8 protein-coding genes and 2 pseudogenes are annotated in these 14,510 nt (G+C 60.8%); all 10 read left to right on the top strand.

The genetic code is table 11. The annotated features are described in order from the left end of the window. Nucleotides 1-52 precede the first annotated feature (52 nt). The 10 genes and pseudogenes from ACZ9BB_RS01705 to ACZ9BB_RS01660 all read left to right on the top strand — a co-directional run bounded on the left by ACZ9BB_RS01705 (nucleotide 53) and on the right by ACZ9BB_RS01660 (nucleotide 14,400). Entirely contained in the window at nucleotides 53-454 is a 402-nt protein-coding gene (locus tag ACZ9BB_RS01705; RefSeq protein ID WP_476212268.1) for an ACT domain-containing protein, read from the top strand. A gap of 5 nt (nucleotides 455-459) precedes the next feature. Then, nucleotides 460-1,062, top strand: a complete 603-nt coding sequence (locus tag ACZ9BB_RS01700; RefSeq protein ID WP_476212267.1) for a LysE/ArgO family amino acid transporter — start codon at nucleotides 460-462, stop codon at nucleotides 1,060-1,062. Between the two features lie 176 nt (nucleotides 1,063-1,238). Beyond that, on the top strand, nucleotides 1,239-1,835 hold the full coding sequence (locus ACZ9BB_RS01695; RefSeq protein ID WP_007898423.1) for a superoxide dismutase: 597 nt from the start codon (nucleotides 1,239-1,241) through the stop codon (nucleotides 1,833-1,835). A gap of 587 nt (nucleotides 1,836-2,422) precedes the next feature. Beyond that, a pseudogene (locus ACZ9BB_RS01690) lies at nucleotides 2,423-4,472 on the top strand (putative bifunctional diguanylate cyclase/phosphodiesterase). Between the two features lie 329 nt (nucleotides 4,473-4,801). Further along, nucleotides 4,802-6,145, top strand: a complete 1,344-nt coding sequence (locus ACZ9BB_RS01685) for an imelysin family protein (protein ID WP_476212266.1) — start codon at nucleotides 4,802-4,804, stop codon at nucleotides 6,143-6,145. Between the two features lie 205 nt (nucleotides 6,146-6,350). Then, nucleotides 6,351-7,778, top strand: coding sequence for a di-heme oxidoreductase family protein (locus tag ACZ9BB_RS01680; protein WP_476212265.1), 1,428 nt, complete (start codon nucleotides 6,351-6,353; stop codon nucleotides 7,776-7,778). Between the two features lie 27 nt (nucleotides 7,779-7,805). Further along, complete coding sequence (locus tag ACZ9BB_RS01675; protein ID WP_476212264.1) at nucleotides 7,806-8,870, top strand: imelysin family protein; 1,065 nt, start codon at nucleotides 7,806-7,808, stop codon at nucleotides 8,868-8,870. Nucleotides 8,871-8,884: 14 nt separating this feature from the next. Further along, nucleotides 8,885-9,985 carry a DUF1513 domain-containing protein gene (locus tag ACZ9BB_RS01670; RefSeq protein ID WP_476212263.1) on the top strand — a complete coding sequence of 367 codons (1,101 nt, stop codon included), beginning with the start codon at nucleotides 8,885-8,887 and terminating at the stop codon, nucleotides 9,983-9,985. Between the two features lie 225 nt (nucleotides 9,986-10,210). Then, a complete protein-coding gene (locus tag ACZ9BB_RS01665) occupies nucleotides 10,211-11,359 on the top strand; it encodes an efflux RND transporter periplasmic adaptor subunit (protein ID WP_476212262.1) in 1,149 nt (382 codons plus the stop codon). Between the two features lie 13 nt (nucleotides 11,360-11,372). Next, a pseudogene (locus ACZ9BB_RS01660) lies at nucleotides 11,373-14,400 on the top strand (multidrug efflux RND transporter permease subunit). The last annotated feature ends 110 nt before the right edge of the window (nucleotides 14,401-14,510 follow it).

The following is a 14,510-nucleotide window of genomic DNA, read 5'->3' as shown; positions in this document are numbered from 1 at the left end:
ATCGTTCAACCCGAGAATGGCCAGCAAGAACTCTTGAACAAGGATCACCGACATGGCTGGCGAAACGTCATTGGCAACCCTGCTGCGCAGCATGAGCCCGCAACTCAACGACGGCGACTACGTGTTCTGCACCTTGCCCGACGGCAATCTGCCCGCAGGCCTTGAGATTGTCGGCAGTTTTCGCGAACAAGAAGGGCTGACGGTGATTCTGCAACGATCCGACGCCGAAAAAGCCGGGTTCAGCTTCGACTACGTCGCTGCCTGGATCACCTTGAACGTGCACTCGGCCCTCGAAGCCGTCGGCCTGACCGCCGCGTTCGCCACGGCGCTGGGCCAGGCCGGAATCAGTTGCAACGTGATCGCCGGGTATTACCACGACCATTTATTCGTCGGCCAGGCCGATGCCGAACGCGCCCTGCAGGTGCTGCGGGATCTGGCGGCCAACGCGGAGTAAAACCTATGTGGCAAAGCTATGTGAACGGCCTGTTGGTGGCCGCGGGGCTGATCATGGCGATCGGTACCCAAAATGCGTTTGTGTTGGCGCAGAGCCTTCGACGTGAACATCACCTGCCGGTGGCGGCACTCTGCGTCACCTGCGATGCACTGCTGGTGGCCGCCGGGGTGTTCGGCCTGGCGACGGTGCTGGCGCAAAACCCGACCCTTTTGGCCATCGCCCGTTGGGGTGGCGCGGCGTTTCTGCTGTGGTATGGCAGCCTGGCGTTGCGTCGGGCGTGTTCAAAGCAAAGCCTGCAACAAGGTGAAAACCAGACCGTACGTTCACTGCGGGCGGTGATGCTCAGCGCACTGGCGGTGACGTTGCTCAATCCACACGTTTATCTGGACACCGTGTTGTTGATCGGCTCCCTCGGCGCACAACAAACCGAGCCCGGTGCTTATGTAGTGGGCGCGGCCAGCGCGTCGTTGCTGTGGTTTTTCACCCTGGCCCTTGGCGCGGCATGGCTCGCGCCGTGGTTGGCGCGACCCGGTACCTGGCGAATCCTCGACCTGTTGGTGGCCGTAATGATGTTCACCGTAGCGTTCCAGTTAATCAGCGCCGGGTGATTTATTCCAAAAGCCTCTGGAACCTCTATTCCACACAGTTGTTGCGTGGTTATGCCGCACCCCCGGTGCTATGATCCGATCCCTGCGCCGCAAAGAGTACAAACTCCCCGGCGCATGTCTGGCCGCCCGTGATCGGCCTTGCGCTCACCGCAACTGACCTGATTAGGAGAATCATCATGGCTTTCGAATTGCCGCCGCTGCCTTACGCACACGATGCCCTGCAGCCGCACATTTCAGAGGAAACTCTGCAATACCACCACGACAAGCACCACAACACCTATGTCGTGAACCTGAACAACCTGGTGCCAGGCACCGAGTTCGAAGGCAAGACCCTGGAAGAAATCGTCAAGACTTCCTCCGGTGGCATCTTCAACAACGCCGCTCAGGTCTGGAACCACACCTTCTACTGGAACTGCCTGGCGCCAAACGCCGGCGGTCAACCAACCGGCGCGCTGGCTGATGCCATCAACGCCGCTTTCGGTTCGTTCGACAAGTTCAAGGAAGAGTTCAGCAAAACGTCCATCGGCACCTTCGGTTCCGGTTGGGGCTGGCTGGTGAAAAAGGCTGACGGTTCCCTGGCCCTGGCCAGCACCATCGGCGCCGGCAACCCGCTGACCAGCGGCGACACCCCGCTGCTGACCTGCGACGTCTGGGAACACGCTTACTACATCGACTACCGCAACCTGCGTCCGAAGTACGTCGAAGCGTTCTGGAACCTGGTCAACTGGAAATTCGTGGCTGAGCAGTTCGAAGGCAAAACCTTCACCGCTTAAGCTTCGCGCCAGTCAAAAAACCCGGCTTTTGCCGGGTTTTTTTGTGGGCTCGGGAAAGTGTGTCGTCTGTCAGACCGCTATCGCTAGCAGGCTCGCGATGAACGATAACGCTGTCTACGCCGGATCGACGTTATCCAGTGCCCGATTCACCGCCAGCTCCGAAAGTTCCAGGTTTTGACACATCCATTAAACATTCAAAAGCGGAACGCGGAGCGTCCCTGGCGCAATTCCCACGCAGAGCGTAGGAACAATCAATCGAGCGCAGCAGAAAGGGATTGGTCGTCTGTCAGGCCGTCATCGCGGGCAAGCCCCACAGGGTTTGCGGTGTATCAGCGCCCGAATCACCCGCCAATTCCGCCACCATGACGCCTCTCCCTGTCCCCAAAGGAAAAATAGTCCCGATCCCCCTCAAGTTGAAGGCCTCAACAACCGACACAGTACGAATAGGGCAAATACTCCAAACAACAGCCTATCCGCCAAGCTACCGGCAAAATCCCTTGGGGTGGATTGTCCCTTTGACTGACATCACGGGATTGCCAATACTCATGGCAACTTGACGCTACCCGCACGGAACAAGGAATAACCCTTTGAAGCTGGAACTCAAGAACAGCTTGTCGGTGAAGTTGCTCCGGGTCGTGCTCCTGTCGGCATTGATCGTCGGCGTGGTCTTGAGCTGCGCACAGATCGTTTTCGATGCCTATAAAACACGCCAGGCCGTGGCCAATGATGCCCAGCGCATCCTCGACATGTTCCGCGATCCCTCGACCCAGGCCGTCTACAGCCTGGACCGGGAGATGGGCATGCAGGTAATCGAAGGCCTGTTCCAGGATGACGCCGTGCGCATGGCCTCCATCGGCCATCCCCACGAAGCCATGCTTGCGCAAAAATCCCGCGAGCTGCAGCACTCCCACAGCCGCTGGCTGACCGACCTGATCCTCGGCAAGGAACGCACCTTCACCACTCAACTGGTGGGGCCGTGGCCCCTACAGCGAGTACTACGGCGACCTGAGTATTACCCTCGACACCGCCACCTACGGCCAGAGCTTCATCGTCAGCTCGGTGATCATCTTCATCTCTGGCGTCTTGCGCGCCCTGGCCATGAGCCTGGTGCTGTATCTGGTCTATCACTGGCTGCTGACCAAACCGCTGTCGCGGATCATCGAGCACCTGACCGAAATCAACCCGGACCGACCCAGCGCCCACAAGATTCCGCAGCTCAAGGGCCATGAGAGAAACGAGTTGGGGGTCTGGATCAACACTGCCAACCAGTTGCTCGAATCCATCGAGCGCAACACGCATCTGCGCCACGAGGCGGAAAACAGCCTGCTGCGCATGGCCCAGTACGATTTCCTCACCGGTCTGCCGAACCGCCAGCAATTGCAGCAACAGCTGGACAAAATCCTCATCGACGCTGGCAAATTGCAGCGTCGGGTCGCGGTGCTGTGTGTCGGGCTCGATGATTTCAAAGGCATCAACGAACAGTTCAGCTATCAAACCGGCGACCAATTGCTGCTGGCCCTGGCCGATCGCCTGCGAGCCCACAGCGGCCGCCTCGGCGCCCTCGCCCGCTTGGGGGGCGACCAGTTTGCACTGGTCCAGGCCGACATCGAACAACCTTACGAAGCCGCCGAACTGGCGCAAAGCATTCTTGACGATCTGGAAGCGGCCTTCGCCCTCGATCATCAGCAAATTCGCCTGCGCGCCACCATCGGCATCACCCTGTTTCCCGAGGATGGCGACAGTACCGAGAAGTTGCTGCAAAAAGCCGAGCAGACCATGACCCTGGCCAAGACTCGCTCACGCAACCGCTATCAGTTTTATATCGCCAGCGTCGACACGGAAATGCGGCGGCGCCGCGAGCTGGAAAAAGACCTGCGCGATGCCTTGATCCGCGACCAGTTCTACCTCGTCTACCAACCCCAGATCAGTTACCGCGATCATCGCGTGGTGGGCGTCGAGGCGTTGATTCGCTGGCAGCATCCAGAACATGGGCTGGTGCCGCCGGACCTGTTCATCCCGCTGGCCGAGCAGAACGGCACCATCATCGCCATCGGCGAATGGGTGCTGGACCAGGCCTGCAAACAATTGCGCGAATGGCACGATCAGGGTTTCGACCTGCGCATGGCGGTGAACCTGTCCACCGTGCAATTGCACCACGCCGAGTTGCCGCGAGTGGTCAATAACCTGCTGCAGATGTACCGCCTGCCACCGCGCAGCCTGGAGCTGGAAGTCACCGAAACCGGCCTGATGGAAGACATCAGCACCGCCGCCCAGCATCTGCTGAGCCTGCGTCGCTCCGGCGCGCTGATCGCCATTGACGACTTCGGCACCGGTTATTCGTCGTTGAGCTATCTGAAAAGCCTGCCCCTGGACAAGATCAAGATCGACAAGAGCTTCGTTCAGGACCTGCTCGATGACGACGACGATGCGACCATCGTTCGGGCCATCATCCAGCTGGGCAAGAGCCTGGGCATGCAGGTGATTGCCGAAGGCGTGGAAACCGCCGAGCAAGAGGCCTATATCATTTCCGAAGGCTGCCACGAAGGTCAGGGCTATCACTACAGCAAACCGCTGCCGGCGCGGGAATTGAGTGTTTATCTGAAACAGGCGCAGCGTAGTAACGCGTTTACCCTCTGAGACAACACAGCCTTTGTAGCAGCTGACGCAGCCCTGTGGCGAGGGAGCTTGCTCCCGCTCGGCTGCGCAGCAGTCGCAACCAGGCTGACGCGATCCTTCTGGCAGAACCGGGTTGCAGAATTTGGGACAGCTTCGCCGTCCAGCGGGAGCAAGCTCCCTCGCCACAGGGATCTGCCAGCTGTTACAGATCATTCTGTTGGCATTCAGCCGCGTGAATAAGAAATATTTACAAGCGCAACCCTTTACACATAATGCGAAAGATTTGCATTATGTCGCAGTTTTGCGCGCCCCTCGCGCGTCCAATCCATCACCGAAGCAGGATGTTCGCCATGATTCGTATGCCTCTGGCCACCGCCAGTCTGCTGGCCATCGCTATTTCCCTCGCCGGTTGCGGCGAAGGCAAAGACAAGGCTGCCGCTCCACAAGCGCCGACACCGGCTGCCAGCACGGCTGCCGCGGCTGCGCCTGCTGCCACCGGTAAAGTCGACGAAGCCGCCGCCAAGGCTGTGGTCGCACACTACGCCGACATGGTCTTCGCCGTTTACAGCGATGCCGAATCCACCGCGAAAACCCTGCAAACCGCCGTCGACGCGTTCCTCGCCAAGCCGAACGCCGACACCCTCAAAGCCGCCAAGGCGGCCTGGGTCGCGGCCCGCGTGCCTTACCTGCAGAGCGAAGTGTTCCGCTTCGGCAACACCATCATCGACGACTGGGAAGGTCAGGTGAACGCCTGGCCACTGGACGAAGGCCTGATCGACTACGTCGACAAATCCTACGAACACGCACTGGGTAACCCGGGCGCCACCGCCAACATCATCGCCAACACTAAAGTCCAGGTCGGCGAAGACAAGGTCGATGTGAAAGACATCACCCCGGAAAAACTCGCCAGCCTGAACGAGCTGGGTGGTTCCGAGGCCAACGTCGCCACTGGCTACCACGCTATCGAATTCCTGCTGTGGGGCCAGGACCTGAACGGCACCGGCCCTGGCGCCGGCAACCGTCCGGCTTCCGACTACCTGGAAGGCAAGGGCGCTACCGGCGGTCACAACGATCGTCGCCGCGCTTACCTGAAATCCGTGACCCAGCTGCTGGTCAACGACCTGGAAGAAATGGTCGGTAACTGGAAGCCGAACGTGGCTGACAACTATCGCGCCACCCTGGAAGCGGAGCCTGCTGAAACCGGTCTGCGCAAAATGCTGTTCGGCATGGGCAGCCTGTCGCTGGGCGAACTGGCGGGCGAGCGCATGAAGGTTTCCCTGGAAGCCAACTCCCCGGAAGACGAACAGGATTGCTTCAGCGACAACACCCACAACTCGCACTTCTACGATGCCAAAGGCGTGCGTAACGTGTACCTGGGTGAATACACCCGTGTCGATGGCACCAAGCTGACCGGCGCCAGCCTGTCGTCCCTGGTCGCCAAAGCCGACCCGGCCGCCGACACCGCGCTGAAAGCCGACCTGGCTGCGACCGAAGCCAAGCTCCAGGTCATGGTCGATCACGCCAACAAGGGTGAGCACTACGACCAACTGATCGCGGCTGGCAACACCGCCGGCAACCAGATCGTTCGCGACGCCATCGCTTCGCTGGTCAAGCAGACCGGTTCGATCGAAGCGGCCGCCGGCAAACTGGGCATCAACGACCTGAACCCGGACAACGCTGATCACGAGTTCTGATCAACGCTGACTGAAAAAAAGGCGACTTCGAGTCGCCTTTTTCATGCCTGTTTTTTGGGTGATGCTGATGGCTTGCCCGCGATGGCCGCGACGCGGTCTGACGCCAACCCTGCGCCACATCAACCAAACGATAATTCCTCTTATTCAAACTCCCCTGCCCTGTTAGACTTTGCGCCCTTGTTTTGCTCGTCTTGCAGGATGTCCGATGCCCTCGCTGCCTCTTCGTTTGTCTGCACTGTTGCTGGCCCTGGGCCTGAGTGCCTGCGATGACGCCCCGCGTTTTACCCAGGCCGAACCCGGTGAAGCCCGGTCCGGTGGCAGCGCGACGGTGCGCAAGACCGATCAGAATTCATTCTCCCTGCCGTCCGCCAATCTGCCGCCGTCACGGCGTGTGGATTTCAGCGTCGGCAACAGTTTCTTTCGCAGCCCCTGGGTCATCGCACCGTCGACCACCACGGCGCGTGATGGCCTCGGCCCGCTGTTCAACACCAACGCCTGCCAGAACTGCCACATCAAGGACGGGCGCGGTCATCCGCCCGCGCCCGATGCGCCGAATGCGGTGTCGATGCTGGTGCGCCTGTCGATCCCCGATACGCCGGCCTACGCCAGGGTCATCGAACAACTGGGCGTGGTGCCGGAGCCAGTCTACGGCGGCCAGTTCCAGGACATGTCGGTGCCTGGCGTCGCCCCGGAAGGCAAGGTGCGTGTCGATTACACGCCGGTCCCGGTGCGTTTCAAGGACGGCAGCGAAATCGAGTTGCGTAAGCCGACCTTGCAGATGACCCAACTCGGCTACGGCCCGATGCACCCCGACACGCGTTTCTCGGCGCGCATCGCACCGCCGATGATTGGCCTGGGCTTGCTTGAAGCGATCCCCGACGAGGCCATCCTGGCCAACGCCCAGGCTCAGGCCCGAGAGAAAAACGGTATCGCCGGACGGCCGAACCGGGTCTGGGACGACGCGCAGCAGAAAACCGTTCTCGGGCGATTTGGCTGGAAAGCCGGGCAACCGAACCTCAATCAACAAAACGTTCACGCGTTCTCTGGTGATATGGGCCTCACCACCAGCTTGAGACCCATTGATGACTGCACCGACGCACAAACCGCTTGCAAGCAGGCGCCCAACGGCAATGGCCCGGCTGGCGAGCCGGAGGTCAGCGACAACATTCTGCGTCTGGTGCTGTTCTACAGCCGTAACCTCGCCGTACCGGCCCGTCGCGATGTCGGTGCGCCGCAAGTACTGGCCGGCAAGAATCTGTTTTTCCAGGCTGGATGCCAGTCCTGTCACACCCCCCAATACACCACCGCCGCCAACGCCGCCGAACCTGAATTGGCCAATCAAGTGATTCGCCCTTACAGCGACCTGCTGCTGCATGACATGGGCGACGGCCTGGCCGACAACCGCACCGAGTTCCAGGCCAGTGGCCGCGATTGGCGCACGCCGCCGTTGTGGGGCATCGGCCTGACACAGACGGTCAGCGGCCACACCCAGTTCTTGCATGACGGCCGCGCCCGCAACCTGCTTGAAGCCGTGCTCTGGCATGGCGGCGAGGCAAAGGCGGCGCAGCAACAGGTTTTGTCTTTCAATGCCGAGCAGCGCGCGGCGTTGCTGGCGTTTTTGAATTCCCTTTAATACGTATTCCTCCAATGGGAGCCCGACATGTTCCGTCCCAAATTGTTGTTCACCAGCCTTGCCGCCCTCGCCCTGGGCGCTTGTTCCCCCCAGGATCCACAAGCGGTCACGTCGGCGGCCATCGCCAAGCAAGTGATCCTGCCGACCTACAGCCGCTGGGTCGAAGCCGACCGTCAATTGGCGGTCAGTGCCCTGGCGTTCTGCCAAGGCAAGGAAACCCTGGACACCGCCCGCGCCGACTTCCTGCACGCGCAAAAAGCCTGGGCCGAGTTGCAACCACTGCTGATCGGGCCGCTGGCCGAGGGCAACCGTTCGTGGCAGGTGCAGTTCTGGCCGGACAAGAAAAACCTCGTTGGCCGTCAGGTCGAGCAACTGGTCACCGCGCAACCGCAAATCGATGCCGCCGCCCTGGCCAAGTCCAGCGTTGTGGTTCAGGGGCTCTCGGCCTATGAATACATCCTGTTCGACAGCAAGATCGACATGGCCGACAGCGCTCAGAAAGCCAAATACTGCCCGCTGCTGACCGCCATTGGCGAACGTCAGAAGCAACTGGCCGAAGAGATCCTGTCGCGCTGGAATACCAACGACGGCATGCTCGCGCAGATGAGCAAATTCCCGAACCAGCGCTACGCCGACTCCCACGAGGCGATCGCCGATCTGCTGCGCGTGCAGGTCACCGCGCTGGACACCCTGAAGAAAAAACTCGGCACGCCAATGGGCCGCCAGAGCAAGGGCACGCCACAGCCGTTCCAGGCCGATGCCTGGCGCAGCCAATCGTCGCTCAAAGGCCTGGAAGCGAGCCTGAGCGCGGCGCAAACCGTCTGGGTCGGTGTCGACAACAAAGGCCTGCGCGGCCTGTTGCCGAGCGAGCAAAAACCGTTGGCCGACAAGATCGATGCCGCCTATGCCGCGTCCCTGAAACTACTTGCCAGCAACCAGCGCTCGCTGACCGACATGCTCACCGACGACACCGGTCGCCAGCAGCTCAACGACATCTATGAGAGCCTCAACGTTGTTCATCGCCTGCACGAAGGCGAACTGGCCAAGGCGCTGGGTATCCAACTGGGCTTCAACGCCAACGACGGTGACTGATGAGGGCAAGTGCCATGCTGCGACGCCAGGCTCTGACGTTAGGGAGTTTGCTGCTGGGTGCGGTGACACTGGGCGGCTGGACGCTGTTCAAGCAAAAGGACAAAAGCCCGCTGCTGCTTTCGGCGCGGGATGACAGTGACGGCAAGCACTATGCCGTCGGTTATCGGCTGGACGGCACCCGGGTATTTGCCACCCAGGTCGGCCAGCGTTGCCACGACATCATCAACCACCCGACGCTGACAATAGCGCTATTCGTCGCCCGGCGTCCGGGCACCGAGAGTTACCTGATCGACCTGCGCGACGGCACGCTGCTGCAAACCGTGGTCTCGCAGCCGAACCGGCACTTCTACGGTCACGCAGTGATTCACCAGAGCGGCGACTGGTTGTACGCCACCGAGAACGACACCTGCGATCCGGGCCGTGGCCTGCTCGGTGTGTATAAGTTCGAAGGTGAGCGTCTTATCCACAGCGGCGAGCTTTCCACCCATGGCGTCGGCCCGCATCAGGTGTCATGGATGCCCGATGGCGAGACGCTGGTGGTGGCCAACGGCGGCATTCGCACCGAGGCCGAAAGCCGGGTCGAGATGAACCTCAATGCGATGGAGCCGAGCCTGGTGTTGATGCAGCGCGATGGCACTTTGTTGAGCAAGGAAACACTGGCCCAGCAGATGAACAGCGTGCGGCATCTGGGCGTCGCCAGCGATGGCACCATCGTCGCCGGCCAGCAGTTCATGGGCGATGCTCACGAGTCTTCGGAGCTGCTGGCGATCAAGCGTCCCGGCCAACCGTTCGTGGCGTTCCCGGTGCCCGAGCATCAGTTGCAGGCCATGGGGCATTACACCGCCAGCGTCGCCGTGCACAGCGAACTGCGCCTGGTCGCCCTGACCGCGCCGCGGGGCAACCGCTTTTTTATCTGGGACCTGGACAGCGGTGAAGTACGCCTGGATGCACCGCTTCCCGACTGCGCCGGTGTCGGGGCCGTGGCCGATGGTTTTGTCGTGACCTCGGGACAAGGCCGCTGCCGGTTCTACGATTGCCGCCAGACAACCCTTGTTGCAAAACCGCTGGAGTTGCCTGCGGGGCTCTGGGACAACCACCTTCATCTGATAGCGTAAACGCCCGCAAGATCGCAGCCTTGTAGCAGCTGGCGCAGCCTGCGTTCGGCTGCGCAGCAGTCGTGAAATCAGACACCGAGTTGTATCAGACAAACCGCGGTGTATGGATTACGACTGCTGCGCAGCCGAACGCAGCCTTCGGCAGCTGCTACGGTTGGAATCCCCCTTATACTCGGAGTAATGTTCCCGCCTGTCTCACCTGATTTTCTCCAAGGAACTGGAAATATGCTGCGTCGCCGCATGCTGATCATGTTGGGTGTTGTCCTGCTAATCGTGTTGGTCCTGGCCGGCTACAAAGCCTTCTCCATCTACACGATGATGCAGGGCTTCTCCGTGCCGAAACCGCCGATCAGTGTCGCCGTGGCCACCGCCACCGAACGTCCGTGGCAAAGTCGTTTGCCGACGGTGGGCACCCTCACCGCGCTGCAAGGGGTCGACCTGAGTCTGGAGATCGCCGGCACCGTCAAGGAAGTGCAGTTCGAGTCCGGGCAGAAGGTCAAGGCAGGTCAACCGATCCTGCAACTCGACACCTCCGTTGAAACGGCCCTGCTGGCAACCGCTCAAGCCGACCTGGGGCTGGCGCAACTGGATTATGGTCGAGGCAGCCAATTGGTCGGCAGCCAGGCCATCTCCAAAGGTGAGTTCGACCGACTCTCGGCGGTGTTGCAAAAGAGCCGGGCCACGGTCAATCAGCTCAAGGCAGCGCTGGAGAGAAGGCGCATCCTCGCCCCGTTCAGCGGGACCATCGGCATTCGCAAGGTAGACGTCGGCGACTACGTGGCCAGCGGCACGATGATCGCCACCCTGCAAGATCTGAGCAGCCTCTATGTCGACTTCTTTGTACCCGAGCAGTCCGTGCCGAAAATCACCCTCGGCCAACCGGTACAAATCGTTGTCTCGGCTTACCCAACAGAAAGTTTCCCCGGCACCATCAGCGCGATCAACCCGAAGGTCGAGGCCAGCACCCGCAATGTGCTGGTACGCGCGACCCTCGCCAACCCCGATGGCAAATTGCTTCCGGGGATGTTCGCCAGCCTGCAGGTGATGTTGCCCGACCCGCAGCCGCGCATCGTCGTGCCGGAAAGCGCAATCACCTACACCCTGTATGGCAACTCGCTGTACGTCGTCGCGCAGAAAAAGGCCGAAGACGGCAGCCTCGAAAAAGACGACAAGGGCGAGCCGATTCTGATCGCCGAACGGCGCTTCGTCGAAACCGGCGAGCGCCGCGACGCGATGGTCATCATCACCAAAGGCGTGCAGAACGGCGAGAAAGTGGTCACGGCCGGCCAGATCAAACTGGACAACGGCGCGCACATTGCCATCAGTGACGACAAGACCCTGGCCGAGAAGAGCAGTCAGCCGCGCGCTGATTGATCAAGGAACCCCTATGGCTTTTACCGACCCGTTCATCCGCCGCCCGGTGCTCGCCACCGTGGTCAGCCTGTTGATTGTATTGCTGGGATTCCAGGCCTGGAGCAAGCTGCCGCTGCGCCAATACCCGCAAATGGAAAACGCCCTGATCACGGTGACCACCGCTTACCCCGGGGCCAACGCTGAAACCATCCAGGGTTACATCACCCAACCGATGCAGCAGAGCCTGGCCAGCGCCGAGGGCATCGACTACATGACCTCGGTCAGTCGCCAGAACTTCTCGGTGATCTCGATCTACGCGCGCATCGGCTCCAACACCGACCGCCTGTTCACTGAACTGCTGGCCAAGGCTAACGAGGTCAAGAACCAGCTGCCCCAGGACGCCGAAGACCCGGTGCTGAGCAAGGAAGCCGCCGGCGCCTCGGCGCTGATGTACATCAGTTTCTTCAGCAACGAGCTGAGTAACCCGCAGATCACCGATTACCTGTCACGGGTCATCCAGCCGAAACTGGCGACGCTGCCGGGCATGGCCGAAGCCGAGATTCTCGGCAACCAGGTGTTCGCCATGCGCCTGTGGCTGGACCCGGTGAAACTCGCCGGTTTTGGCCTGAGCGCCAGCGATGTGACCAACGCCGTGCGCCAGTACAACTTCCTCTCCGCCGCCGGCGAAGTGAAAGGCGAGTACGTGGTCACCAGCATCAACGCCAACACCGAACTCAAATCCGCCGAGGCCTTTGGCGCGATCCCGCTCAAGGTTGAGGGCGACAGTCGCGTACTGCTGCGGGACGTGGCACGGGTCGAGATGGGCGCGGAAAACTACAACTCCATCAGTTCCTTCGGCGGCACGCCCTCGGTGTACATCGGCATCAAGGCCACGCCCGGCGCCAACCCGCTGGACGTGATCCGGGAAGTGCGCAAGATCATGCCGGACCTGGAAGCCCAACTGCCGCCCGAACCTCAAGGGCGAAATCGCCTACGACGCCACGCTGTTCATCCAGGCCTCCATCAACGAAGTGCTGAAAACCCTGTTCGAAGCGGTACTGATCGTGATCGTGGTGGTGTTCCTGTTCCTCGGTGCGCTGCGCTCGGTGGTGATCCCGGTGGTCACCATTCCGCTGTCGATGATCGGTGTGATGTTCTTCATGCAGATGATGGGCTACTCGATCAACCTGCTGACCTTGCTGGCGATGGTGTTGGCCATCGGCCTGGTGGTGGACGACGCCATCGTGGTGGTGGAAAACATCCATCGGCACATCGAAGAAGGCAAGACGCCGCTGGATGCGGCGATCGAGGGTGCCCGGGAAATCGCCATGCCGGTGGTGTCGATGACCATTACCCTGGCGGCGGTCTATGCGCCAATCGGTTTCCTGACCGGTCTGACGGGGGCGCTGTTCAAGGAGTTCGCCCTCACCCTGGCCGGTGCGGTGGTGATTTCCGGCATCGTTGCCCTGACGCTGTCGCCAATGATGTGCGCCCTGCTGCTGCGCCACGATGAAAACCCCAGCGGCCTGGCCCATCGCCTGGACATGATCTTCGAAGGCCTCAAGCGCCGCTACCAGAGTGTGCTCCACGGCACCCTCAACACCCGGCCGGTGGTGCTGGTGTTCGCGGTGATCGTGCTGTGCCTGATTCCGGTATTGCTCAAGTTCACCCAATCGGAACTGGCGCCGGACGAGGACCAAGGCGTGATCTTCATGATGGCCAACGCCCCGCAACCGGCCAACCTCGACTATCTGAACGCCTACACCGACGAATTCGTCGCGATTTTCAAGAAGTTCCCCGAGTACTACTCCTCGTTCCAGATCAACGGCTTCAACGGCGTGCAATCGGGGATCGGCGGCTTCCTGCTCAAACCCTGGAACGAACGCGACCGGACCCAAATGCAGATCCTGCCCGAGGTCCAGGGCAAGCTGGAAAGCATTCCCGGCTTGCAAATCTTCGGCTTCAACCTGCCATCCCTGCCGGGCACCGGTGAAGGGTTGCCGTTTCAATTCGTGATCAACTCGGCCAACACTTACGAGTCGTTGTTGCAGGTGACGGACCGCGTGAAAAAAAGAGCGATGGAGTCCGGCAAGTTCGCCTTCGTCGATGTCGACATGGCCTTCGACAAACCCGAAGTCGTCGTCGATATCGATCGGGCCAAGGCCGCGCAGATGGGGGTGTCCATGCAGGACCTGGGCGGTACCCTGGCGACGTTGCTGGGTGAGGCGGAGATCAACCGTTTCACTATCGAAGGTCGCAGCTACAAAGTCATTGCTCAGGTGGAACGGCCTTTCCGGGATAACCCCGACTGGCTGAACCATTATTACGTCAAGAACACCAAGGGCGAACTGCTGCCCCTGTCGACCCTGATCACCGTGACCGACCGGGCGCGGCCGCGTCAGTTGAACCAGTTCCAGCAACTCAACTCGGCGATACTTTCCGGGGTGCCGCTGGTCAGCATGGGTGAAGCCATCGACACTGTGCGCCAGATCGCTCGGGAAGAAGCTCCTACGGGTTACGCCGTCGATTATGCCGGCGCATCACGGCAATACGTTCAGGAAGGCAGCGCGCTGTGGGTTACTTTTGCACTGGCTCTGGCGATCATCTTCCTGGTGCTGGCGGCCCAGTTCGAAAGCTTCCGCGATCCATTGGTGATTCTGGTGACCGTGCCGCTGTCGATCTGTGGTGCGTTGATCCCGCTGTTCCTCGGCTGGTCGAGCATGAACATCTATACCCAGGTGGGGTTGGTGACGTTGATCGGGCTGATCAGCAAGCACGGGATCCTGATCGTCGAGTTCGCCAACCTGTTGCGCAAGGAGAAAGGCCTGACGCCTCGCGAAGCGGTGGAGGAAGCGGCGGCCATTCGCCTGCGCCCGGTATTGATGACCACGGCGGCGATGGTGTTCGGCATGGTGCCGCTGATCATCGCCACCGGTGCGGGTGCTGTCAGCCGCTTCGACATCGGTACGGTGATCGCGACGGGGATGTCGATCGGCACGCTCTTCACCTTGTTCGTGTTGCCATGCATTTACACCTTGCTGGCAAAACCCGACAAACCCTGAAGAACACAACATTTCCCTGTGGGAGCCAGCAGGCTCGCTCCCACAATGGATCGCGCAAGACTTGAGTCATCGGATACAAAAAAGGCCTCGCATCTGCGAGGCCTTTTACT

Source organism: Pseudomonas sp. TE3552, from assembly GCF_056278945.1.
Note: the sequence above shows the minus strand (reverse complement) of the source record. Positions and strands in the feature narration are given on the sequence as shown.

Bases quoted from the DNA above. Each gene is read 5' to 3' on its own strand.
- ACZ9BB_RS01705 (WP_476212268.1), top strand. From the start codon at position 53: ATGGCTGGCGAAACGTCATTGGCAACCCTGCTGCGCAGCATGAGCCCG.
- ACZ9BB_RS01700 (WP_476212267.1), top strand. From the start codon at position 460: ATGTGGCAAAGCTATGTGAACGGCCTGTTGGTGGCCGCGGGGCTGATC.
- ACZ9BB_RS01695 (WP_007898423.1), top strand. From the start codon at position 1,239: ATGGCTTTCGAATTGCCGCCGCTGCCTTACGCACACGATGCCCTGCAG.
- ACZ9BB_RS01685 (WP_476212266.1), top strand. From the start codon at position 4,802: ATGATTCGTATGCCTCTGGCCACCGCCAGTCTGCTGGCCATCGCTATT.
- ACZ9BB_RS01680 (WP_476212265.1), top strand. From the start codon at position 6,351: ATGCCCTCGCTGCCTCTTCGTTTGTCTGCACTGTTGCTGGCCCTGGGC.
- ACZ9BB_RS01675 (WP_476212264.1), top strand. From the start codon at position 7,806: ATGTTCCGTCCCAAATTGTTGTTCACCAGCCTTGCCGCCCTCGCCCTG.
- ACZ9BB_RS01670 (WP_476212263.1), top strand. From the start codon at position 8,885: ATGCTGCGACGCCAGGCTCTGACGTTAGGGAGTTTGCTGCTGGGTGCG.
- ACZ9BB_RS01665 (WP_476212262.1), top strand. From the start codon at position 10,211: ATGCTGCGTCGCCGCATGCTGATCATGTTGGGTGTTGTCCTGCTAATC.